We start from the raw sequence: 20479 nt of genomic DNA, 5'->3' as shown, positions 1-20479 counted from the left end.
CTGGAGACAGCATGTCCGGACTTGAATTGCGCAATGTCGTCAAGCGCTTCGGCGACGTCACCGTCGTGCAGCAAATGAATCTCTCGATCCGCGAGGGCGAGTTCACGGTGCTGCTGGGCGAATCAGGCTGCGGCAAGAGCACCACGCTGCGCATGATCGCCGGCCTGGAAGATGTCACCGAAGGCAGCATCTTCATCGGCGGCAAGGACGTGACCCGCCTGCCGCCGATGGACAGGGACATCGCCATGGTGTTCCAGAACTACGCTCTCTACCCGCATATGTCCGTGGCCGAGAACATGTCGTTCTCGCTGCGCCTGGCCAGGCGGCCCCACGACGAGATCGACGCCAAGCTGCGGGCCGCCGCCAAGGTGCTCAACATCCAGCATCTGCTGGACCGCAAGCCGCGGGACCTGTCCGGGGGACAACGCCAGCGCGTGGCGATAGGCCGGGCCATCGTCCGGGAGCCCGAGGTCTTCCTGTTCGACGAACCGCTGTCCAATCTGGACGCCAAGCTGCGCGGGCATATGCGCGCCGAGCTGGCCGCCCTGCACGCGCAGCTGGGCAAGACCACGGTCTACGTCACCCACGACCAGGTCGAGGCGATGACCCTGGCCTCGCGCATCGTCGTTTTCGACAAAGGCCGCATCCAGCAGGTCGCCACGCCCTCGGAGATCTTCAACCGGCCAGCCAATCTCTTCGTGGCGGGTTTCATCGGCACCCCCACCATGAATTTCTTCAACGCGCGCTGCGACAGCCGGCACGGACGCGCGCGGCTGGTGGGCGAGGGCTTTGCCTGGCCGGCCCCGTCCTGGCTGGCCGCCGCCGATGACCAGGCCGTGGTCCTGGGCCTGCGCGCCCAACACCTGCGCCCGGCCGCCGACACGCCCCTGGTGCCGCTGGACATGACGGTCGACAGCGTCGAATACCTGGGCACCGAGAGCCAGGTGACTGGCCGATTGGGCCAGCCCGGCGGGCAGCGCCTGTCGGCCATGCTGGCCGGCAACGCGCAGGGCCTGCGGCGGCAGACCCTGGCGCTGCAGTTCGACAGCGAGGACCTGCACGTCTTCGACGCCACGACCGGCGCAAGCCTGCGCCCCTAGCCCAACCCGCCTCGCCCCCAAAGGAGACAACCCATGCAAAGACGCGATTTCCTCAAAGCCGGCGTCATTTCGATCTTTGGCGCCGGCCTGCCGCTGCGCGGCGCCAGGGCCCAGGACCGTCATGCCAAATATGCCGGGCAAAAAGTCGTCTTCAGCATCCCGGCGCACCCGCACTTCGACGCCATGCTGAAGATCCTGCCGCAGTTCACGCGGGAAACCGGCATACGGGTGGAAGTCGACAAGCTCGCCATCGGGCGCATGAAGGACAAGCAGCTGCTGGAGATGGCCAAGCCCCAGGGCGACTACGACCTGGTGTCCTATGTGGTGACCTGGAAGGGAGAATACGTCGCCAAGGATCTCATCCGGCCGCTGGATCCCTTCCTGCTCAATGCCGCCCTGGCCGACCCCGCCTATGACCTCGATGACATCGTGCCGATCTACCTGGAGAACATCGGCCTGGTCGGCGGCCCCAAGGGCTATCTCGCCGGCCCGGGCGCCAAGCTCTATGGCCTGCCCTACGGCGCGGAGACCTCGGTGCTGGCCTACCGCCGCGATATTTTCGCCAAGCACGGTTTCCAGCCGCCCGCCAACTACACCGAGCTGGCCGCGCTGCTGCGCCAGATCAAGGACAAGGCGGGCATGGGCGCGCTGACCTCGCGCGGCCAGGCCGGCCACCAGGCCGTGCACGCCTGGCTGCTGCACCTGAATCCGCTGGGCGGCAGCGTCTTCGACGAGCAGTGGCGCCCGCGCTTTAACGACGCGGCGGGCGTGCGGGCCCTGCAATTCCTGCAAGAAGTCGTCGCCACCGGCCCGGCCGGCATCCCGGGTTATGGACAGGGAGAAAGCATCACGGCCTTCCTGCAAGGCAAGGCGGCCATGTACCTGGACTCCACCACCCTGTCCGGCCAGGTCGACAACCCCGCCAGATCGCGCATCGCCGGCAAGGTGGGCTGGGCCCCGCACCCCATGGGCACGCGCCACGCCTCCCAGTCGGGCGGGCTGGGGCTGGCCATCCCCAAGAACGCGCAACACCCCGATGCAGCGTTCTTGCTCATGCAATGGCTGACGTGCAAAACGCAGGATCAGGCGGTCGCGGCGGCCGGCGGCGCGCCCATCCGCAACTCGACCTTCGACGACCCCGACCTGCTGCGCCGCTACCCGGAATTCGCCACCTTCAAGGAGGCGCTGAGGCACGCCAACCCCGATTGGCGCCCCCTCATCGCTGTCTGGGACAAGATCAACGTCCAGGCCCTGGGCGTGGCCATCTCCGAGGCCCTGATCGGCAAGAAGACCGCCGAAGCGGCCCTGAACGACACGGTCGCGCCCGTGACGCAGATCATGCGCGCGGCCGGCTACGCCATCTGAAGGGCACCACCATGCGCACCTCCGCCTGGGCCCCCGCCCTCTATCTCGGCCCGGCCGTGCTCGTCATGGCCGCCGCCTGTCTCTATCCCGTCATCTCGGCCTTCCAGCTGGGGCTCTTCGACTGGAGCGCCGGCACGCCCTGGAGCGAGGCGCGCTGGGTCGGCCTGGACAATTTCCTGTCCGCCTTCGCCAACCCGCGCGTCTGGTCATCGCTCTGGACCACGCTGCTGTTTGCCGCCGTCTGCGTCGGCGCCGAAATGCTCCTCGGCATCGCCCTGGCGCTGGCCCTGGAGCGGCGCGTGCGCGGCACGGCCTTCTTCCGCACCGTGTTCATCCTGCCCATGATGATTGCGCCGATTGCCGTCGGCCTGGTCTGGCGCTACATCTTCGACGCGCAATTCGGCCTGGTCAACGAAGTGCTGGCCCGCCTGGACATCGCGCCCCTGGCCTGGCTGGCGGACCCCGCGCTGGCCTTCATCGCCATCGTCATCGCCGACATCTGGCAATGGACGCCCTTCGTCTTCATCATGGTGGCCGCCGCGCTGGCCAATGTGGACAGCGCCGTCATCGAAGCCTCGCGCATCGACGGGGCGCGCTGGTGGCAGATGACCTTGCTCGTCAAGCTGCCCATGATCGCGCACGTGCTCGCCATCACGCTCATGATGCGCCTGATCGACGCCTTCCGGGTGCTGGAAGTCATCTATGTGCTGACCTTCGGCGGGCCGGGCGACGCCACCGAGATCCTCTCCCTGCATATCTACAAGACCGCTTTCGTCGGCCAGCACCTGGGCCTCGCGGCGGCGATCTCGGTCCTGCTGCTGGCGATCGTGGCGCTGCTGTCCTGGGGGGCCCTGCGCCTGTCCAACCCCTTGAAAACGGATCACTGAACCCGCCATGAAACCCTCCCTCATCCGGGGCGGCCTGCACTACGCCGTGCTCATCGCGCTGGCCCTGCTGTGCGTGGCGCCCATCGCCATCATCTTCGCCACCAGCCTGCGCCAGCAGGTGGACATCTTCGCCGAACCGCTGAACTTCCTGTTCGTCCCCACCCTGGAGAACTACCGCGCCGTCCTGGAGGAAGACCAGTTCGGCCGCTACCTGGCCAACAGCCTGCTCGTAGGCCTGTGCTCGACCCTCATCACCCTGGTGCTGGGCTGCATGGCGGCCTATGGACTCGCGCGCTTCCGTTTCAAGGGGCGCGCCGCCGTGGCCTATGCCACGCTGCTGCTGCGCACCGTGCCCCTGGCGGTGCTGGCGATCCCCGTCTTCATGATCTGGAGCCAATGGGGGTTGATCAACAGCCTGGCGGGGCTCGTCCTGCTCTACGTCGCCGTCAACCTGCCCTTTACCATCTGGCTGCTCTACGGCTTCGTGCTGCAAGTGCCCATCGAACTGGAAGAAGCCGCCGCCATCGACGGCTGCGGCCCGGTCGGCGTGTTCACCAAGGTGTTCCTCCCCCTGATGGCGCCCGGCCTGGCCGCGGCCGCCATCTTCACCTTCCGGATCGCCTGGAACGAGTTCATCCTCGCCCTCGTGCTCACCGACCGCGAAACACGCACCCTGCCCGTGGCCGCCTCGCTCTACATCACCGACCTGGGGGTGGACTGGGGACGTGTCATGGCCATGGGCAGCCTTATCGCCATCCCGCCGCTGATATTCACCTTTGTCGCGGCGCGGCAGATCATCACCGGGCTGACGGCGGGCGCCGTCAAGGGCTAGGCTTGCCGCCGCGCATTCTCTGACTCGAAGGTCTTCTGGTAGGCGTCGTAGTAGCAGGCCGCCGCGGCCCGCGCATGGCCCAGCATGCGGATGCGGACAAGCTCGGTGTCGCCGGACAGGAAGGCTTCATACAAGCCCCGCATGCCGTCCAGGATGATGTCGCGGACCTGCTGGTCGTCCATGGTCACCAGGCGCACGACTTGCACATGATCGATGTAGCGCGCAATCGCGCCGGCCAGCTCACGATTGGGGACCATGGCAAGCCAGATCAGCCGGAAGCGCGCGTTGCTGCGCATGAAATCGTCCAGGTCGGTGCGCAGGTTGGCGCTTTCGGCCTGTTCAAGAGCCGCCTTCATCTCGGCCAGGCTCCTGGGATCGGCATGCAAGGATGCGGAGGCGGCGGCCGAGGGTTCGAGCAGGGTGCGGATCTCGAAGATCTCGTTCATTTCGGCCAGCGTGAACCGGCGCAGCACGAAACCGCGCGCCGTGCCTTCGAGCACCCCTTCGTTCTTGAGCTGCATGAGCGCTTCGCGCACCGGCATGCGGGAGACGTGCAGTTCCTGCGCGATATCGTGATCCACCAGGCGGTCTTCCAGGCGGATCAGGCCCGTCTGTATGCGTTCGCGGATGATGCTGTACACCCGTTCGCGCAAATTGGGTTTGCGCGCCGCCACGCTCGTCCTTCTGTTTTTATTAACCGTCTGCTCCACCGGCCTGGCCTCATTCGTTCTGCGCCTGGAATTCACAACAGGACGCGCCCATGCTGGCGCACCGGGTTTCCCGAAACGTCCTGGACGCCCCCGTCACCAGCGCGCTGACGGCTTCCAGCATACCTGTTATCGCGTGGCAGACCGGCCGGTCGCCGGGGCCGGCCGCCATCGCGAAGGGGCTGTTCCGCACCGAGAGCCTCAACCCTGCCCCGTGGTCCGGTTCGAAGCGCCAGGCGCCCCACCCCAGGTCGGCGGCCGATTCGGCCATTACCCGCAAGAATGCGGCAAGATCGGCCGCGCCGCTGGCCTGGTAGGCGCGGGCGGAGGCGCCGCCATACGTGCGCACCGAGGCTTGCAGGCTGTCCAGCGCCTGGGCGCGCTGCCCGGGCGGCAAGGCGGCGAACAGCCCCATCAGGACGTCGGCGCGCAGCATGACATAGCGGCGGTCCGCATCCAGGATGGCGCCCGCGGGCGCATCCCATTTCAAGCGTTGTTGCAGCAGTCCCATTCAATCCGCTCCTGTGAAGGCGGGGTGGCGGGCCGAGGAGAATCGGCTAGGGTTATCCCTGAACAATATATTGTTCTATACAAGCATAAGCCACTGATATCAGGGTTATTAATTAGTTTAATCCTGAAGTTTTAATGCTTAAATCATAAACAGTATACTGTTTGCACGCTGCCAGGCCGCATGCGTGCGCAACGATTCCGCGATCGGAGGCCGTTCATGATCAGTGCATGGTGGATACGGTGGTTGGGCAGGGTCCTGGCATCCTGTCTTTTGTTGCTATGCGGCGGCTGGGCGGCCGCGCTGGCCCAGGCAGACACGCCGGCGCCCGAGCCGGGCGAGCTGAAAATCGCCTATCCGGTGGACGTGCCCTCCTGGGATCCCACCGCTGTCACGTTTCCCGCGGGGCAATCGCTGTACAAGGCCGTGTTCGATTCGCCGCTGTTCATTGACGGCGACCTGAAGCTGCAGCCCGCGCTGGTCAAGAGCTGGCGCTGGCTGGACGACAAGAATATGCGACTGGCCATCGAGCTGCGCGAGGGCCTGACCTTCCATGACGGCTCCAAGCTGACGACTGAAGACTTCAAGTTCAGCTTCCTCGACCGCCCGAAGAAGGAAAAGCGCCTTGCCATCAACGGCTTTTTCGGCGGGCTGCAGGATATCGAAATCTCCAGCCCGACCCAGGCCGTCATGGTGTTCTCCACCCCGACGCCGACCGCGCCCAACTATCTGGGCTTCCTGACCTCCTACATCCTGCCCAAGGCCTATATGGAAAAAGTGGGCGAGGACGGATTCCAGGCGGCGCCCATCGGCGCCGGTCCGTACAAGATCGTGCGCTACGAGCGCGGCTCGCGCGTGGTGCTGGAAGCCTTCGACAAGTACTGGGGCGACAAACCCGCGATCAAGCGGGTGGTGTTCGAATTCGTTCCCGATGCCTCGGCGCGCGTGGCGATGCTGGAATCGGCCCGGGCCGACGTGGCGGTGCAGATCCCGCTGCGCGAAGTCAACCGGCTGAACAAGATTCCCGCGCTGAAGGCCGAGGTCTATCCCTACAGCGAGATCTTCATTCTGCAGCTCCCCAGCTATGTTCCGGAGTTCCAGAACGAGCATGTGCGGCGCGCCCTGCACCTGGCGATCAACAAGCAGGCCATCTCCAAGGCTTTCTACGCCAACGTGGCCAAGCCGATTTCCGTGCTGGCCACGCCCGGTTCTCCCGGCGACGTGGCGGGCTTTAGCTACGCCTATGACAAGGCCGCCGCCCAGGCCGAGCTGGCCAAGGCGGGATACGGGCCGGACAAGCCGCTGAAGATCCAGTTCCTGTCGACCAACAACACCTTCCCCAGCGACTACGAAATGGCGCGCGCCATCGTGCAGATGTGGTCGCAGATCGGCGTCCAGGCCAATCTGCAGGAAATCACGCTGGCCAAGTATCTGGACCTCAGCCATTCGTCCAAGGTGCCGGGCGTCATGCTCTACAGCTGGGCGAACGCGACCGGCGATCCGGAGATTTTCGCCGGCAAGATCCTGGATCCGCGCCTGCGCTTCTCGACCTGGAAGGAACCGGAACTCGCCAAGACGATAGACGCCCTGGCCGCGCAAGGCGACCCCGCCAAGCGCTACGACGGCTATCGCGAGCTGGCCCGCCAGGCGACAGAGCACGCATGGAGCCTGCCGCTGCTGCAGTCGGTCGCGACGGTGGCATCCAAGAAGGCGGTGGACATGCAGGTCTACCAGACCGGCTACATCCTGCCCGCGGTCTATCGCTGGAGCCGCTGATGTGGGCGTCGCTGGCCTCGCATTTCATGCGCCGCCTGGCGGTGGCCGTGCCGACCATGCTGGCGCTGTCCGTCGTCGTCTTCGTGGTGCTGAGGCTGCTGCCGGCGGATCCCCTGGGCATGATGCTGCCGCCCAGCGCGACCCGAGCCGAAGTCGAGGCCTTGCGCCACGCCATGGGGCTCGACCGCTCGCTGATCGCGCAGTACGGCATCTGGCTGGGCCATGTGCTTCAGGGCGACCTGGGCAGTTCCGTCAGCGCCGGTGCGCCCGTCACCCAGTTGATCGCGACGACCTTGCCCGCCACGCTGGAATTGTCCTTCGTGGCCCTCGTCATGGCGCTGGCGATCAGCATTCCGGGCGGCCTGCTGCTTTACGTGCTGCACGACCGCCGCGGTGAACTGGCCGCGGATATCGGCCTGGTGCTGCTGATCTCCATCCCCGGCTTTCTATGGGGCATCTTCCTGATGCTGGGCTTTGGCGTGCATTGGCCCGTCCTGCCCTTTTCCGGCCGCTTCAGCTCGGATGTCTCCGCGTCCGGATACACCGGCTTCGTCCTCCTGGACTTCCTATTGCAGGGCCGTTGGCGGGACTGGCTAGACGCCGCCTCGCACCTGGTGCTGCCCGCCCTCGCGCTGGCGCTGGGCTTCAGCCCCCTGATTGCGCGGGTGCTGCGCGCCAGCCTGCTGGAGACCAGCCACGAACAGTATGTAACGGTCGCGCGGCTGCGCGGACAGCCTGAACGCCGCGTGATCCTGCGGCATATGCTGCGCAACGCCTTCCTGCCGACCTTGACGCTGATCGGCGTGCAATTCGGCTTTCTGTTCGGCGGGACCCTGCTGATCGAGATGATTTTTTCCTTCCCTGGGCTCGGCAACCTGATGGTCCAGGCCGTGCGCAATCACGACCTGCCCTTGATCCAGGGAATTTCACTGGTCTTCTGCGCCGTGATCCTGCTGATCAATGCGAGCGTGGATTGTCTGTACGCCGTAATCGACCCCCGCTTGAGAGACTCCTGATGACGACGCTGAACGCACCCGCCGCACCCGCCGCCTTGCGCGTGTCGGCCTGGTGGGCGGCCTTGCGCGCCTCGCCCAAGGCCGCCCTGGGAAGCGCCATCGTGCTGGCGCTGGTGGCGCTGGCGGTCTTCGCGCCCGCCATCGCGCCCAATGACCCGCTGGCGCAGGACCTGCTGTCGCCGCTGCTGCCGCCCGCCTGGGCGGCCGACGGGCTGGCCCAGTATCCGCTAGGCACGGACAGTCTGGGCCGCTGCGTGCTGTCCCGGCTGATCTTCGGCACGCGGGTGGCCTTATGGGTGGGGCTATGCGCCGCGATGGGCGCCATGCTGGCGGGCACCGCGCTCGCCTTGATCGCCGCCTACTTCGGCGGGGCGGTGGACAAGGGCATCGGCTATCTGGTCGACCTGTGGATGTCCTTCCCGCCAGTGGTGCTCTCGCTGATCCTGATGGTGGGCCTGGGCACTGGCGTAGGCAATGTGATCCTGGCCATCGTGCTGGTGGACTGGACCCGCTTTTGCCGGGTGGTGCGCGCCGAGGCCCTCAAGATCCGCCGCAATGACTACGTCACGGCGGCCCGGCTGATGGGCTTCGGCCACATGCGCGTCATGCTGCGCGAGATGCTCCCGGGACTGCTGCCGCTGATCCTGACGCTGTTCAGCCTGCAGATAGGGATTGCCATCATCGTCGAGGCCATCCTCAGCTTTGTCGGCCTGTCCGTTCCCGCCGACGTGGTCGCCTGGGGGGTGATGATCGCCGACGCGCGCAGCACCATGCAGGAAGCCATCTGGACCATGGTCGCGCCGGTGACGGGCATCGTGCTGACGGTCTTCGGATTCAATCTTCTCAGCGACGGCATGCGCCAGCTGCTGGACCCGCGCAAACGCGGAAGGAATTGAGCCCATGTCGCTACTGAGCTTGCGCAAGCTTACCCTGACCACGGACGTGGCCGCCGGCGGCCAACGCCTGCCCGCCGATGTGCTTCGCGGCATCGACCTGGACATCCCCGAAGGCCGCATGCTGGGCCTGGTGGGCGAGTCGGGCGCCGGCAAAAGCATGCTGGGCCGCATGATATCGGGCACCCTGCCGCCTGGCTTTCGCATCACCGCCGGCGCCATCCAATTCCGCGGCGAGGATCTGAACCAGATGAGCCCGGCGCGGCGCCGCGGGATGCTGGGCCGCCAGATCGCCTTCATTCCCCAGGAGCCTTTGTCGGGCCTGAACCCCGCGATGACGGTGCGCCAGCAGTTGTTCGAGCATCTGCGGCACGTCGGCATACCCGCCGCGCAATGGGAAGCCTACGCCTGCGCGCGCCTGCGGGAGGTCGGCCTGACGGATGCCCAGGGCATGCTGGCGCGCTATCCGCACCAGATGTCGGGCGGACAATGCCAGCGCATCTTGATCGCCATGGCGTTCTGCGGCGATCCGGCACTGATCTTCGCCGACGAACCCACCACCGCACTGGACGTGATCACCCAGGCCCAGATCATGCGCGTGCTGGCCGACCAGCAGCGGCGCCACCGGACCGCCGTGGCGCTGGTCACGCACGACCTCCGGCTGGCGGCCCATGTCTGCGATGCGATCGCCGTGCTCTATGCCGGCGAAGTGGTGGAATTCGGCCCCGCGCGGCAGGTGCTGGACACCCCCCTGCATCCCTATACGCGCAGCCTGAAAGAATCCGCCCCAGGGATGGACGCGCCGGTGCAGGCCCTGCGCACCCTGCCCGACTTCATGCCGGGCCTGGGTGATTTCGCAAGGCTGCGCGGCTGCCGGTTCGCCTCCCGCTGCCCTTCGCGCCAGGCGGCCTGCGACGAACAGGAAGTCCCCTTGCTGCCGCGCGGCGGCGAGCGCGCCGCCCGTTGCCTGCCGTCCATTCCGGCGCTGGACGCGCCGCAAGGCGGTGACCGCGCGGCGTTCCAGGCCATGCGGGCCGCGCCCGCCGCGGCGGACGAGCCGCCCGTCGTCACGCTGACGGACGTGGCGCTGAGCTACCCCGGCCAGGCCCGTCTGTTCCGGGCCCGGCCCAGAAAGCAGATCCTCCAGCCGCTGTCCCTATCGGTCCAGCGCGGCGAATTCCTCGGCATTGTCGGCGAAAGCGGCAGCGGCAAGACCAGCCTGGCGCGCCTGATCGCCGGCATGGTCGCGCCCAGCGCGGGACGCATCGTCTATCCCGGCTCCCAGGCGGCGGCGCCCCGCACGTCCGACCCGCGAGACGTGCAGCTGGTGTTCCAGAACCCCGACTCGGCCTTGAATCCGCGGCGGCGCGTGGGCGCGCTGGTAACCCAGATCCTGGAGTCCGGCGCCTTCGCCGCCCAAGCGGGCTCGGCGCCGGCGCGGCGCCGGGAAATTGCCCGGCAGCTGCTGGCATCCGTCGGCCTGCCGCCCGAAGCCGTGGACCGCCTGCCCTCGCAATTGTCGGGAGGCCAGAAACAGCGCGTGAACATTGCGCGCGCCCTGTGCGTCACGCCCCGCCTGATCGTCGCGGACGAAATCGTATCGGGCCTGGACGTGTCGGTGCAGGCGCTGATCCTGAACCTGCTGCTGCGGCTCAAACAGGAACTAGGCATCGCGCTGGTCTTCGTATCGCACGATCTGGCCGTGGTCCGCTATCTGTGCTCGCGCGTGCTCGTCCTGCACCAGGGATGCATCGTCGAACAAGGACCGGTCGACCAGGTGTTCGAGCAGCCCCGGCATGCCTATACCCGTGCCCTGATCGCGGCCGTTCCGCCCGATTCCGCCGGCCAGGCCTGGGCGCCGGGGCCGCCCTGCGCCGCCGCGGCGTAAAGCGGCCCATGAAACGCATTGGAGACAATATGACAGGCGAAACTTCCCCGGAAGGCTTCCGGCACCTGGTGGGCCCGGACCGCGTGCATCGGGACCTGTACACCGACCCCGGCGTCTACGCCAGCGAACAGGCGAGGCTGTGGAAGCGCGCCTGGGTTTACGTCGGCCACGAGAGCCAGACGCCCGCCGTGGGCGACTACTACACCACCCAGATCGCCGGGCAATCGCTGATCATGCTGCGCAAGAGCCCGACGGAAGTGGCGGTGCTGATGAACCGCTGCGCCCACAAGGGCAGCCAGCTCCTGCATGAACGCGAGGGCAATTGCGGCAAGATGCTGCGCTGCCCCTATCACGCCTGGACTTACCGCCTGGACGGCTCCCTGCTGTCCATCCCCTTGAAAAACGATTACGAAGGCACCGGGCTGTCTTCCTGCCCCTCGGGCAAAGGCCTGTCATCGCCCGGCGCCAGCATGAACTACAAGGGGTTTGTGTTTGCCCGGATCGACGCGGAAGGCCCTGACTTCATGACCTACTTCGGCGAAGCCCTGGGCACGCTGGACAATATGGTCGCCAGGGCGCCGGATGGCCAGCTATCCGTGCTGGGCCAGCCCTTGCGCAGTCTCATCGACTGCAATTGGAAGCTCTACCTGGAGAACGTCAACGACACGGTGCATCCGATTTCCACGCACGAATCGGCCGCCGCCGCCGCAAAGGAAGTCGCGCAAACCCTGCCGGAGAATAGCGATACCGTACTGGCCATGGAGCAACTGCTGCCCTTCGGGGCCGGCTACAGCTTCTATTCGGAAATGGGCGCGCGCGTGCTGCCGCATGGACACAGCGTGCTGGGCACCAAGTTCAGCATCCATACGGGCTATGCGCCATTGCCGGACTACCAGCGCGAACTCGAAGCGCGCCACGGCCAGGAGGCCGCGCAGGAGATCCTGCGATTTTCCCCGCAGAATACGGTGCTCTACCCCAGCCTGGCGGCCAAGGCATCGCCCATGGTGCTGCGCGTCCTGCGCCCCCTGGCGGTGGATCGCACCCTGGTCGAGATCTGGGCCTTCGCGCCCAGCAACGCCCCCGCTCGCCTGCGGCAGCGGGCGGCCTCCTACGCGCGGCTGGTCTTCTCGCCCATGTCGGTGGTCGCGCACGACGACGTGCACCTCTTCGAAAGCCAACAGCGCGGGCTGCTGTGCTCGGGCAATGAGTGGCTCAGCCTGCATCGAGGCTACAAGGACGGGGAGACCCGCCAGGCCTCGGCCTCCATGGACAGCGGCAACAATGAATGGGTCATCCGCAATCAGCACCGCGGCTGGCTCGAACTGATGGGAGAAAGCGCGTGAACCCTGTGTCGATGGACAAGACCGCGGCATCCTTCGAGGCAGAACTGGCGGCCTTCGTGTACCACGAGGCCATGCTCCTGGACACCAGGCGCTATGACGAATGGCTTGCGCTCTACGCCGAATCGGGTCTGTACTGGATGCCCTTGTCGCCGGACCAGCCGCCCGGCGATGAAGCGCCATCCCTGCTGTACGAGGATCTCCTGCTATTGCGGCTTCGTATCCAGCGCTACGCCAATCCCCGGGCCCATTCCCTGCATCCGGCCGTGCGCGGACTGCGCATCCTGCAGGCCCCACAGATAATGTCGAGCGACCCCGCGGCGGGACTCCACCAGATGCGCACGCCCTTTCTTTATGTCGAGACCCAAGGCGACAGCCAGAGAATCCTGGCTGCCACGGCCTATCACACCCTCGAAGGCGGGCCAGGCCGCTTGCGGCTGCAAATGAAGAAAGTCCATCTGCTGAACGCCGATGCCAGTCTGCCGGCCATACAGCTGCTTCTCTAGGCCGCCACGCGGCGCGGCCGCGCAAGGGCCACGCTCCGGGCCTTCAGATCGCGGCAGCCGCCTCGCGCAGCGCCTCCAGGAGCAAGGAAACGGTGGCCGCCAGGTGCGCCCCCCGCCGGGTCATGATCCCCACCGGATGCAGCCTCGCCTGCAATGCCAGCGGCAGGATCGCCACCTGGCCGTTGTCCGCCAGGGCCCGCGCCACGCGCAAGGGGATGGCCGATAGCAGCGAGGTCCGCTGCAGCAGCGAGACGATGGTCAGCATGGCGCTGGATTCGATGGCGACCTGCGGGAAACCCGCGCCTCGCGCCGAAACGGCGGCCGCGACCATGCTGTAGAGCGCGGCGTTGCGCGACGGCAGCACCCAGCGATAACGGTCCAGGGCCGCGCCGCTCAAGCGGCTGCGCGACGCCAAGGGATGTGCCGGCCCGCAGACGACGGCGGTCGCCTCGTCATACAGGATCTCGCATTGCAGATCCGCGTCCGCGCCCTCCACCCCCAGTCGGCCCACGACGCAATCCAGTTCGCCCGCGCGCAAGGCAGGCAGCAGCTGCTTCTCCAGTCCCTCGGATAATTCGATGCGCAAAGCCGGGTGAGTCGCTTGCAGGCGCTCGACCGCCAAGGGAACCAGCAGATGAGCCACCACCGGGAAAATGCCCGCCCGCACCTTGCCCGTCGCGCCCTTGGCCGCGGCCGCGAGCTCGGCATGGGTCGCATCCAATTCGTTGAGCAGCAGGCGGGCGCGGTCGATCATCAACAGGCCCAGCGCCGTCGGCGCGACGCCATGATGTGAGCGCTCGAACAAAGCCTGCCCGGCCAGCCCCTCGGCCTCGCCCAGCAGCTTGCTTGCCGCCGGTTGGCTCAGATGCATCGCCTCGGCCGCGCGATGCAGGTTGCCTACCCGCCCCAACTCGTCCAACAGCACCAGGTGACGGATACGCAGGCGTGAGCGCAATTGCTGCAGCGTGGGGAATTCCGGCATGGGCGACACCCGAAATCTGGTTATCGATTGATAAGGAAACGCAATTATCCAGTTATCGCCCACACCTCCATACTAGGGTCATCCCGCTCGCCGGGCCATATCCAAAAAAGGGGAATAGCCATGTATCGTCGTCTTGCCGCCCTGGCGCTGGCCTGCGCCCTGGCGCCTAGCGCCGCCCTCGCCGATATCCGCATCGGCGTGATCGCCAGCAGCACGGGGCCCGGGGCTTCCATGGGTTCGCTATATCGCAGCACCGTGCAGCTGCTGCCCAAGACGCTGGGCGGCCGGGCCGTGGAATACATCGCCCTGGACGATGCGACCGACCCATCTTCGGCGGTCAAGACCGCGCGCAAGCTCATCACCGAAGACAAGGTCGACGCCATCATCGGCCCGAGCAATGTGCCGACCTCGCTGGCGGTCACCGAAGTCGCTCGCGAAGCGCGCACCCCCCAGTTGTCGCTGGCGCCCATCGCGGTCAGCCCCGACCGCGCCGAATGGATTTTCGTGATCGCGCACAGCATCGATCTGATGGTGGATTCGCTGACCGCCGACATGGTCAAGCGCGGCGTGAAAACCGTGGCATACATCGGCTTTTCGGATGCCTGGGGCGACGCGGTGTACCGCGCGCTGCAGGCATCCGCCGCCAAGCGCGGCATCAGGGTGCTCAGCAACGAGCGTTATGCGCGCACCGACAACTCGGTCACGGCCCAGGTGCTGAAGATGGTCGCGCTCACGCCGGATGCGGTGCTGGTCGGCGGGTCGGGAACGCCGGGCGCCCTGCCCCATCTTTCGCTGCGCGAGCGCGGCTACAAAGGCGTGCAATACAACACCCACGGCGTCATCAACAAGGACTTCCTGAAGCTGGGCGGCAAAGGCGTGGATGGCGTGATCGTGCCCAGCGGTCCCGTGCAAGTGGTGGAGCAGCTGCCTGATGACAGCCCGATCAAGCCCGTGGCCGGCCGCTACGCCCAGCTGTACGAATCAAGCTATGGCGCCGACGCACGCAACGCCTTCGCGCCCTACACCTACGATGCCTACCTGCTGCTGGACGCCGCGGTGGCCAAGATTCCCACCGCCACCCCGGCCGGCACCCCGGCCTTTCGCCAGGCATTGCGCGACGCGCTGGAAAGCCTGCACGGCACGGTGGGCACCCAGGGCATCTATGTGATGTCGCCCGCCAACCACAACGGCCTGGACGAGCGCGGCGTCGTGTTGATGCAGGCCCGTTCCGGCGCATGGCAGTTCCTGCCCTGACCTTCCTTTTCCAGCAGGAGTCCGCATGACCGGCGTACACATTCCCTATGGCGTGTATTGGAGCACCCCGTTTTCCCGTTGGCAGGGCAGCCTGTCCCGCCTGCACAGCCTGCGTCTGCTGGCCTGGACCGCGCGCCGCGAACTGGAACGCCGCGGCATCGCGCCCGCGGCGCTGCAGAGCGCGGTGCTGGGCTGCTCGGTGCCGCAGCAAGGAGGGTTCTACGGCCTGCCCTGGGTGACCGGCATGCTCGGCGCGCCCCACTTGGCGGGCCCCGTGGTGGCGCAGGCCTGCGCCACCTCCGTGCGCGGCCTGGCGACCGCCGCGGCCGAACTCATGCTCGGCAACGCCGAGACTACGCTGGTCCTGATGGCCGACCGCGTCTCCAATGGCCCGCAACTCTACTATCCCGACCCGGCCGGGCCCGGGGGGTCCGGCGCGCATGAGAACTGGGTGCTGGACAATTTCTCGCATGACCCCTGGAGCGGCCTGTCCATGCTGCAGACCGGCGAGCGCGTGGCGGAGCGCCATGGCATTTCCACCGCCGAACAGAATGCCGTCACATTGCGCCGCTACGAGCAATACGCGCAGGCCTGCGCCGATGGGCGCCGCTTCCAGAAGCGCTACATGACACTGCCCTTCGAAGTCCCCGATGCGCGTTACGCCAAGATCGCGTCGGTGATGGAGGGCGACGAAGGCATCCACGCCACCACGGCGGACGGTCTGGCGCGCCTGGCCCCGGTGCTGACTGGCGGCACCATCACCTACGGCGGCCAGACGCATCCGGCCGACGGCAACGCGGGCATGATCCTGGCGACCGCCGAACGCGCCCGCGCACTCTCGCGCCGTCCCGAGATCGGCATCCAGATCCTGGCCTTTGGCCAGTCGCGCACCGAAATGGGCTACATGCCTCAAGCGCCCATCGAGGCCGCCAGCCGCGCGCTGGCGCGCGCGGGCCTGGCGGTCGCCGACCTGCATGCCGTCAAGACCCACAATCCCTTCGTAGTTTCGGACATCGCATTGGCGCGCGCCACGGGGTTCGACGTCATGGCCATGAACAACAATGGCTGCTCCCTGGTGTGGGGCCATCCTCAAAGCCCGACCGGGCTGAGATCCGTCATCGAACTCATCGAGGAATTGGCCGAACGCGGCGGCGGCCTGGGCCTGTTCACCGGCTGCGCGGCCGGCGACAGCGCCATGGCGGTGGTGTTGCGGGTGGACTCGGGAGGCTCGCGATGAGCGGCGCCAGCCTGGACAAGCCGCCGCGCATTCCCGCGCTGCTGGCGCGCGCGGCCCGCGACTATCCCGAACGCGCTGCCCTGGTCTGCGGCACGCATCGTATCGGCTACCAGCGTTATGCGCGGCAGATCCGGGCCACGGCCAGCCGCCTGCGCGAGGCCACGCGCCTGAACGACCGGGTGGCCACGTTGCTGGGCAACTCCGACCTGGCTTGCGTGATGACGCTGGCGCTGCAATGCGCCGGCAAGCAGCATGTTCCGCTCAATCCGCTCTACACCGCGCGCGAACTGGAATTCATCCTGCGTGACGCGCGGCCCGCGCTGCTGGTCGCCGATGATGCATCCGCCGCCGTGGCCGCCCCACTGGCGACGGCGCTGGGCATACGGCTGGTCATGGAGCAGGAGGCGCGCTCCTGGATGGAAGCCGGGCCAGGCGGGCCGGACACCCCCATGGACGACGCCGAGGCCCAGGCGCCGGCCTTATTGCAGTACACCGGCGGCACGACCGGACAGCCCAAGGGCGTCATCCTCGGGCGCGACGCCATCGCCACCAATGTGCGGCAAAGGGAGCTGGTCTTGCCCACCCGCTATGGCGCCGACAGCGTGCTTTGCGCCATGCCGCTATTCCATTCCTATGGCATGGCCATGGGTCTGTTCCTGGCCGTCAGCGCGGCCGCGACGCTGGTGCTGCTGCCGCGCTACCGGCCCGACGATGTCTTCGATGCCATTGAACGCGAACGCATCACCTTGTTTCCCGGGAGCCCCACCATCTACACCGGCCTGCTGGGCCATGCGCGCTTCGCGCACACCGACTGGTCCAGCCTGCGCGCCTGCTATTCCGGCTCCGCGCCCCTGGCCGAAGAAGTGCATCGGCGCTGGGAGGCCGCGGTGGGCGCGCCGATATACGAAGGCTATGGTCAGACCGAAGCGGGCCCCATCCTCACCTACAACGGCCCGGCGGGAACCCGGCACGGCTCCGTGGGGATGCCGGTCGCGGGGACCGAGGTGCAGGTGGTCGATCTGGCGTCGGGCACGACGGTGCTGCCGCCCGGCCAGCGCGGTGAAATCCGCGCGCGCGGACCGCAGATCATGCAGGGCTACCTGGAGAGGCCGGACGCCACCGCCGAAGCGCTGCGGGACGGCTGGCTATACACAGGCGACATCGGCGAGTTCGCGCAAGACGGTTTTTTATACATCCGCGACCGCAAGAAAGACCTGGTGATCTCGGGCGGCTACAACATCTACCCGCGCGAGGTCGATGAGGTGCTATTCCTGCACCCGGACGTGGCCGAAGCGGCGGCGGTGGGGTGGCCGGACAGTTACCGCGGCGAAGTCATCCGCGCCTTTGTGGTCCTGCGGCCGGGCGCGGCGGTCGACGAAGCCGGCCTGATCGCGCACTGCCAGTCCAACTTGGCGCGTTACAAGGTACCCGCGGTCATCTGCATCCTCGACGCCTTGCCCTATACCGGCGCCAACAAAGTCGACAAGAAGGCGCTGCGCGCCGCCTAGCCGTGGCGTCTGAATTGCTTGTTCATCCCGGCCGCCTGGCCCGGGATGCGATGGCCGCCACGCGCCGGGGACAAGGAGATGGCGGCGGCGCCCAGGGGGCGCCCGCCTGTCCATCAATGCCGGACGGCATACGAAAAACCATATATCCGATACGCATTCTTTATTGGCAAACCCGCGGCAGGCTTCCGATAATGCACGCTTGACTAGCCCGTGGACGCGGACATGCGGGCCCCACCGGACCGCCATCGAGCGTGCTGATACCCGAACCGGAAAACACCGCCCGCGACGCCCCTCCCCCGGGTTCGCACAGCGACTATATCGACGCCGCCACGGCCATGCAGCTGCTGAAGGTGCGCGCGCAGACGCTCTATGCCTATGTCAGCCGCGGCTGGATACGCAGCGTCGCCCAGCCAGGGAAAAAGGCCAAGCGCTATCACAGCGGGGATGTGGAGCGCCTCAGGAAGCGCTCCGAGGCCCGGGCGGGGCATGGCGCCGTGGCCGCCGCCGCCATGGATTGGGGACAGCCCATCCTGCCCACCTCCATCACCGAGATCACCGCGCGGGGCCCCGCCTACCGGGGCCATCCGGCCGCCGAGCTGGTCAGGGCCGGAACCTCGGTGGAAGCGGTGTCGGAACTGCTCTGGACCGGCAGGCTGCCCGCCCAAGCGCCGCGCTGGCGAGTGCGCCAGCCCGCGCCAGGGCTCCTCACCCTGGCGCGCTCGCTGGCGGCCTCCGCCCCGGCCGACAACATACTGGAAGTCTTCGCCATGGCGACGCTCCTGCTGGGCATCGATCATGGTTCGACGGAACAGCGGCTCGCCCGCGGCGGCACGCTGGCCGCGGGACGCGAAATCATGCAGGCCATGGTGGCTTTCTGCGGTTTTATCGGGCCTGGACGCGCCTACCGCCCCATGCAGGCGCGCGAAACCCTGCTGCAGGCGCTGACTGCCTCCTTGGGCATGAGCGCCACGGCCGAAAACACCGAGACCTTGCGCGCGCTACTGATACTCCTGGCCGACCACGAATTGCCCCCGGGGACGCTGAGCGCCCGCGTGGTGGCCTCGGCGGGCGGCTCCTTGCAAAGCTGCCTGGCGTCGGCGCTGTGCGCGACCTCGGGCGTAGAGCTCGGCAGAATGTATGGTCGGGTCGAGAAACTCATCGGCAAGGGCGCCAGGCGCCTGACCCTGGTGCGGCGCGCCTGCCAGCTGCTGGAGCAAGGCCATGCCATCCCGGGCTTTCACCATCCGCTCTACCCGGCCGGCGACCCCCGCGCGGCGCTGCTTCTGGACATGATACGCAGGCGCGCGACGCTCACGCGCGAGCTGCGGGCGATTTTTCGCTTTCTTGACGAGGTGCAGCGCATCACCGGCCTGCGGCCCAGGCAGGAACTCGCCGTCGTCGTGGTGACGCGCGCGCTGCGGCTCGCGCCACAGGCCGCCCCGGCCCTGTTCGCGCTCGCGCGCATCGCCGGCTGGATCGCCCATGTGCAGGAACAGCGCGCGACCAGCATGCTTTTGCGTCCACGCGCGAAATTCGTCGCCGGCGGGCCGGCTCGCTGAGGGACGCCGCGGGCCCGCCGGCAGGATAGGCCGCCGGTTCAGGTTGATTCAATGTTCAAGATTGAAGCACCCGTCATATCTCCCTAGGATGCGCTGACAACGACAATCCAAGGGAGACAAGCATGCAAGACGGCCGCCGCACTTTCGTTGCAACCCTGCTTTCCGCCGCGCTGGCCTCGGCGCTGTCCACGCCGGCGCGCGCCCAGGCCTATCCGGCCAAGCCGATACGCATCATCGTCCCCCTGCCGCCCGGAGGCTCGAACGATGTGCTGGCGCGCATACTCGCCCAGAAGATGTCGGAAACTTTCGGGCAGCCCGTCATCGTGGAGAACAAACCGGGCGCGGCGGGCAATATCGCCACCGACTATCTGGCGAGATCCGAGCCCGATGGCTACACCATCGCGATCGCCCCCAACCAGACCGTGGCGGTAAATCCCGTGCTCTACCCCAAGCTGCCCTTCGACGTCATCAAGGATGTGCAAGGCGTGACGCTGCTGGGGCGGGTGCCCATGGTGCTGGTGGTCGCCCCGAAAATCCAGGTCTCTTCGGTCGCCGAACTCATCGCCTTGGCAAAAGCCAACCCCGATGCGCTCACCTACGCATCGGCGGGCGCCGGAAGTCCGCAACACATGGCCGCCGAAGTCTTCAAGTCGATGACCGGCGTCAAGCTGGTCCACGTGCCCTACAAGGGGAGTGCGCCGGCGCTGGTCGATGTGCTCTCGGGCAATGTCGATCTCTTTTTCTGCCCCCTGAATTCCGCCCTGCCGCATATCCGCAGCGGCAAGCTGCGGGCCCTGGGATCGACCGGCACGTCGCGCCTGGCGCTGCTGCCCGAACTGCCGGCCATCGCCGAAACCGTGCCGGGCTTCGAAAGCGATATCTGGATAGGCATGATCGCCCCGTCCCAGACACCCGCGCCGATCATCGCGGCGCTGAACGCCGAACTGCGGCGGGCCCTGGACTTGCCCGATGTCAGGGAAAAACTGGCCGAGCAAGGCATCTTGCCCGAAAGCAGCACCGCCGCCGCCTTCAACACACTCATCGCCGAGGATCAAAAGCGCTGGGCCGAAGTGATCAAGACCGCTCACATCCGCCCCGATTGATCGGCGCCGGCCCGCGCC

General features: G+C 67.1%; 18 protein-coding genes. 15 read left to right on the top strand and 3 right to left on the bottom strand.

Annotation, left to right across the window (positions count from 1 at the left end; all coding sequences use genetic code 11):
* The first annotated feature begins 11 nt into the window (after positions 1–11).
* The 4 genes from L540_RS11805 to L540_RS11790 are packed head-to-tail and all read left to right on the top strand — an operon-like array spanning position 12 to position 4184.
* The gene (locus tag L540_RS11805; protein WP_043208696.1) at positions 12–1100 is read left to right on the top strand and encodes an ABC transporter ATP-binding protein; all 1089 of its coding nucleotides are present in this window, start codon (positions 12–14) and stop codon (positions 1098–1100) included.
* A 33-nt stretch (positions 1101–1133) separates the two neighbouring features.
* Positions 1134–2465: an extracellular solute-binding protein gene (locus tag L540_RS11800; protein WP_043208692.1), complete on the top strand. Its 1332-nt coding sequence runs from the start codon at positions 1134–1136 to the stop codon at positions 2463–2465.
* An 11-nt stretch (positions 2466–2476) separates the two neighbouring features.
* Positions 2477–3352: a carbohydrate ABC transporter permease gene (locus tag L540_RS11795; RefSeq protein WP_043208689.1), complete on the top strand. Its 876-nt coding sequence runs from the start codon at positions 2477–2479 to the stop codon at positions 3350–3352.
* 7 nt (positions 3353–3359) lie between these two features.
* Entirely contained in the window at positions 3360–4184 is an 825-nt protein-coding gene (locus tag L540_RS11790; RefSeq protein ID WP_043208687.1) for a carbohydrate ABC transporter permease, read from the top strand.
* On the opposite strand, the gene L540_RS11785 is transcribed toward L540_RS11790, so the two are convergent.
* A complete protein-coding gene (locus L540_RS11785; RefSeq protein WP_048026342.1) occupies positions 4181–4858 on the bottom strand; it encodes a GntR family transcriptional regulator in 678 nt (225 codons plus the stop codon). The genes L540_RS11790 and L540_RS11785 overlap by 4 nt on opposite strands.
* Before the next feature lie 46 nt (positions 4859–4904).
* A complete protein-coding gene (locus tag L540_RS11780; RefSeq protein WP_043208685.1) occupies positions 4905–5402 on the bottom strand; it encodes a V4R domain-containing protein in 498 nt (165 codons plus the stop codon).
* A 216-nt stretch (positions 5403–5618) separates the two neighbouring features.
* Between L540_RS11780 and L540_RS11775 the strand changes: the two genes are divergently transcribed.
* Genes L540_RS11775 through L540_RS11750 form a run of 6 tightly spaced genes read left to right on the top strand, consistent with a single transcriptional unit; the run spans position 5619 to position 12818 of the window.
* The gene (locus L540_RS11775) at positions 5619–7175 is read left to right on the top strand and encodes an ABC transporter substrate-binding protein (RefSeq protein ID WP_043208683.1); all 1557 of its coding nucleotides are present in this window, start codon (positions 5619–5621) and stop codon (positions 7173–7175) included.
* The gene (locus L540_RS11770; RefSeq protein WP_048026340.1) at positions 7175–8191 is read left to right on the top strand and encodes an ABC transporter permease; all 1017 of its coding nucleotides are present in this window, start codon (positions 7175–7177) and stop codon (positions 8189–8191) included. The genes L540_RS11775 and L540_RS11770 overlap by 1 nt, the downstream gene beginning before the upstream one ends.
* The gene (locus tag L540_RS11765; protein WP_043208680.1) at positions 8191–9087 is read left to right on the top strand and encodes an ABC transporter permease; all 897 of its coding nucleotides are present in this window, start codon (positions 8191–8193) and stop codon (positions 9085–9087) included. Before L540_RS11770 ends, L540_RS11765 begins: the two co-directional genes overlap by 1 nt.
* A 4-nt stretch (positions 9088–9091) precedes the next feature.
* Positions 9092–10972 (top strand): ABC transporter ATP-binding protein, encoded by a 1881-nt coding sequence (locus L540_RS11760; protein ID WP_048026338.1) that lies wholly within the window; start codon positions 9092–9094, stop codon positions 10970–10972.
* Positions 10973–11001: 29 nt separating this feature from the next.
* Complete coding sequence (locus tag L540_RS11755; RefSeq protein ID WP_043208678.1) at positions 11002–12315, top strand: aromatic ring-hydroxylating dioxygenase subunit alpha; 1314 nt, start codon at positions 11002–11004, stop codon at positions 12313–12315.
* Positions 12312–12818, top strand: coding sequence for an aromatic-ring-hydroxylating dioxygenase subunit beta (locus L540_RS11750; protein WP_231584781.1), 507 nt, complete (start codon positions 12312–12314; stop codon positions 12816–12818). Before L540_RS11755 ends, L540_RS11750 begins: the two co-directional genes overlap by 4 nt.
* A gap of 43 nt (positions 12819–12861) precedes the next feature.
* Here the strand turns inward: L540_RS11750 and L540_RS11745 are convergent, their stop codons facing one another.
* Positions 12862–13800, bottom strand: a complete 939-nt coding sequence (locus L540_RS11745; RefSeq protein WP_043208673.1) for a LysR substrate-binding domain-containing protein — start codon at positions 13798–13800, stop codon at positions 12862–12864.
* 120 nt (positions 13801–13920) lie between these two features.
* Here L540_RS11745 and L540_RS11740 point away from each other — a divergent pair, with 120 nt between their 5' ends.
* The 5 genes from L540_RS11740 (at position 13921) to L540_RS11720 (ending at position 20461) form a co-directional block, all read left to right on the top strand.
* Positions 13921–15054 (top strand): ABC transporter substrate-binding protein, encoded by a 1134-nt coding sequence (locus tag L540_RS11740; protein ID WP_043208672.1) that lies wholly within the window; start codon positions 13921–13923, stop codon positions 15052–15054.
* 25 nt (positions 15055–15079) lie between these two features.
* Positions 15080–16291, top strand: a complete 1212-nt coding sequence (locus L540_RS11735; protein WP_043208670.1) for a thiolase family protein — start codon at positions 15080–15082, stop codon at positions 16289–16291.
* Positions 16288–17799 carry an AMP-binding protein gene (locus L540_RS11730; RefSeq protein WP_048026336.1) on the top strand — a complete coding sequence of 504 codons (1512 nt, stop codon included), beginning with the start codon at positions 16288–16290 and terminating at the stop codon, positions 17797–17799. Before L540_RS11735 ends, L540_RS11730 begins: the two co-directional genes overlap by 4 nt.
* 251 nt (positions 17800–18050) lie before the next feature.
* A complete protein-coding gene (locus tag L540_RS11725) occupies positions 18051–19358 on the top strand; it encodes a citrate/2-methylcitrate synthase (protein ID WP_048026335.1) in 1308 nt (435 codons plus the stop codon).
* A gap of 122 nt (positions 19359–19480) precedes the next feature.
* Complete coding sequence (locus tag L540_RS11720) at positions 19481–20461, top strand: Bug family tripartite tricarboxylate transporter substrate binding protein (RefSeq protein WP_043208667.1); 981 nt, start codon at positions 19481–19483, stop codon at positions 20459–20461.
* The last annotated feature ends 18 nt before the right edge of the window (positions 20462–20479 follow it).

The sequence above is a fragment of the Bordetella pseudohinzii genome (genome assembly GCF_000657795.2).
Lineage (GTDB): Bacteria > Pseudomonadota > Gammaproteobacteria > Burkholderiales > Burkholderiaceae_B > Bordetella > Bordetella pseudohinzii.
The sequence above is the reverse complement of the archived record's forward strand: the minus strand, read 5'-3'. Positions and strand labels throughout refer to the sequence as shown.

Coding starts and splice junctions, on each gene's coding strand:
- L540_RS11765 (WP_043208680.1), top strand. CDS start 8,191: ATGACGACGCTGAACGCACCCGCCGCACCCGCCGCCTTGCGCGTGTCG.
- L540_RS11720 (WP_043208667.1), top strand. CDS start 19,481: ATGCAAGACGGCCGCCGCACTTTCGTTGCAACCCTGCTTTCCGCCGCG.
- L540_RS11795 (WP_043208689.1), top strand. CDS start 2,477: ATGCGCACCTCCGCCTGGGCCCCCGCCCTCTATCTCGGCCCGGCCGTG.
- L540_RS11760 (WP_048026338.1), top strand. CDS start 9,092: ATGTCGCTACTGAGCTTGCGCAAGCTTACCCTGACCACGGACGTGGCC.
- L540_RS11730 (WP_048026336.1), top strand. CDS start 16,288: ATGAGCGGCGCCAGCCTGGACAAGCCGCCGCGCATTCCCGCGCTGCTG.
- L540_RS11805 (WP_043208696.1), top strand. CDS start 12: ATGTCCGGACTTGAATTGCGCAATGTCGTCAAGCGCTTCGGCGACGTC.
- L540_RS11775 (WP_043208683.1), top strand. CDS start 5,619: ATGATCAGTGCATGGTGGATACGGTGGTTGGGCAGGGTCCTGGCATCC.
- L540_RS11790 (WP_043208687.1), top strand. CDS start 3,360: ATGAAACCCTCCCTCATCCGGGGCGGCCTGCACTACGCCGTGCTCATC.
- L540_RS11770 (WP_048026340.1), top strand. CDS start 7,175: ATGTGGGCGTCGCTGGCCTCGCATTTCATGCGCCGCCTGGCGGTGGCC.
- L540_RS11780 (WP_043208685.1), bottom strand. CDS start 5,402: ATGGGACTGCTGCAACAACGCTTGAAATGGGATGCGCCCGCGGGCGCC.
- L540_RS11740 (WP_043208672.1), top strand. CDS start 13,921: ATGTATCGTCGTCTTGCCGCCCTGGCGCTGGCCTGCGCCCTGGCGCCT.
- L540_RS11755 (WP_043208678.1), top strand. CDS start 11,002: ATGACAGGCGAAACTTCCCCGGAAGGCTTCCGGCACCTGGTGGGCCCG.
- L540_RS11745 (WP_043208673.1), bottom strand. CDS start 13,800: ATGCCGGAATTCCCCACGCTGCAGCAATTGCGCTCACGCCTGCGTATC.
- L540_RS11800 (WP_043208692.1), top strand. CDS start 1,134: ATGCAAAGACGCGATTTCCTCAAAGCCGGCGTCATTTCGATCTTTGGC.
- L540_RS11735 (WP_043208670.1), top strand. CDS start 15,080: ATGACCGGCGTACACATTCCCTATGGCGTGTATTGGAGCACCCCGTTT.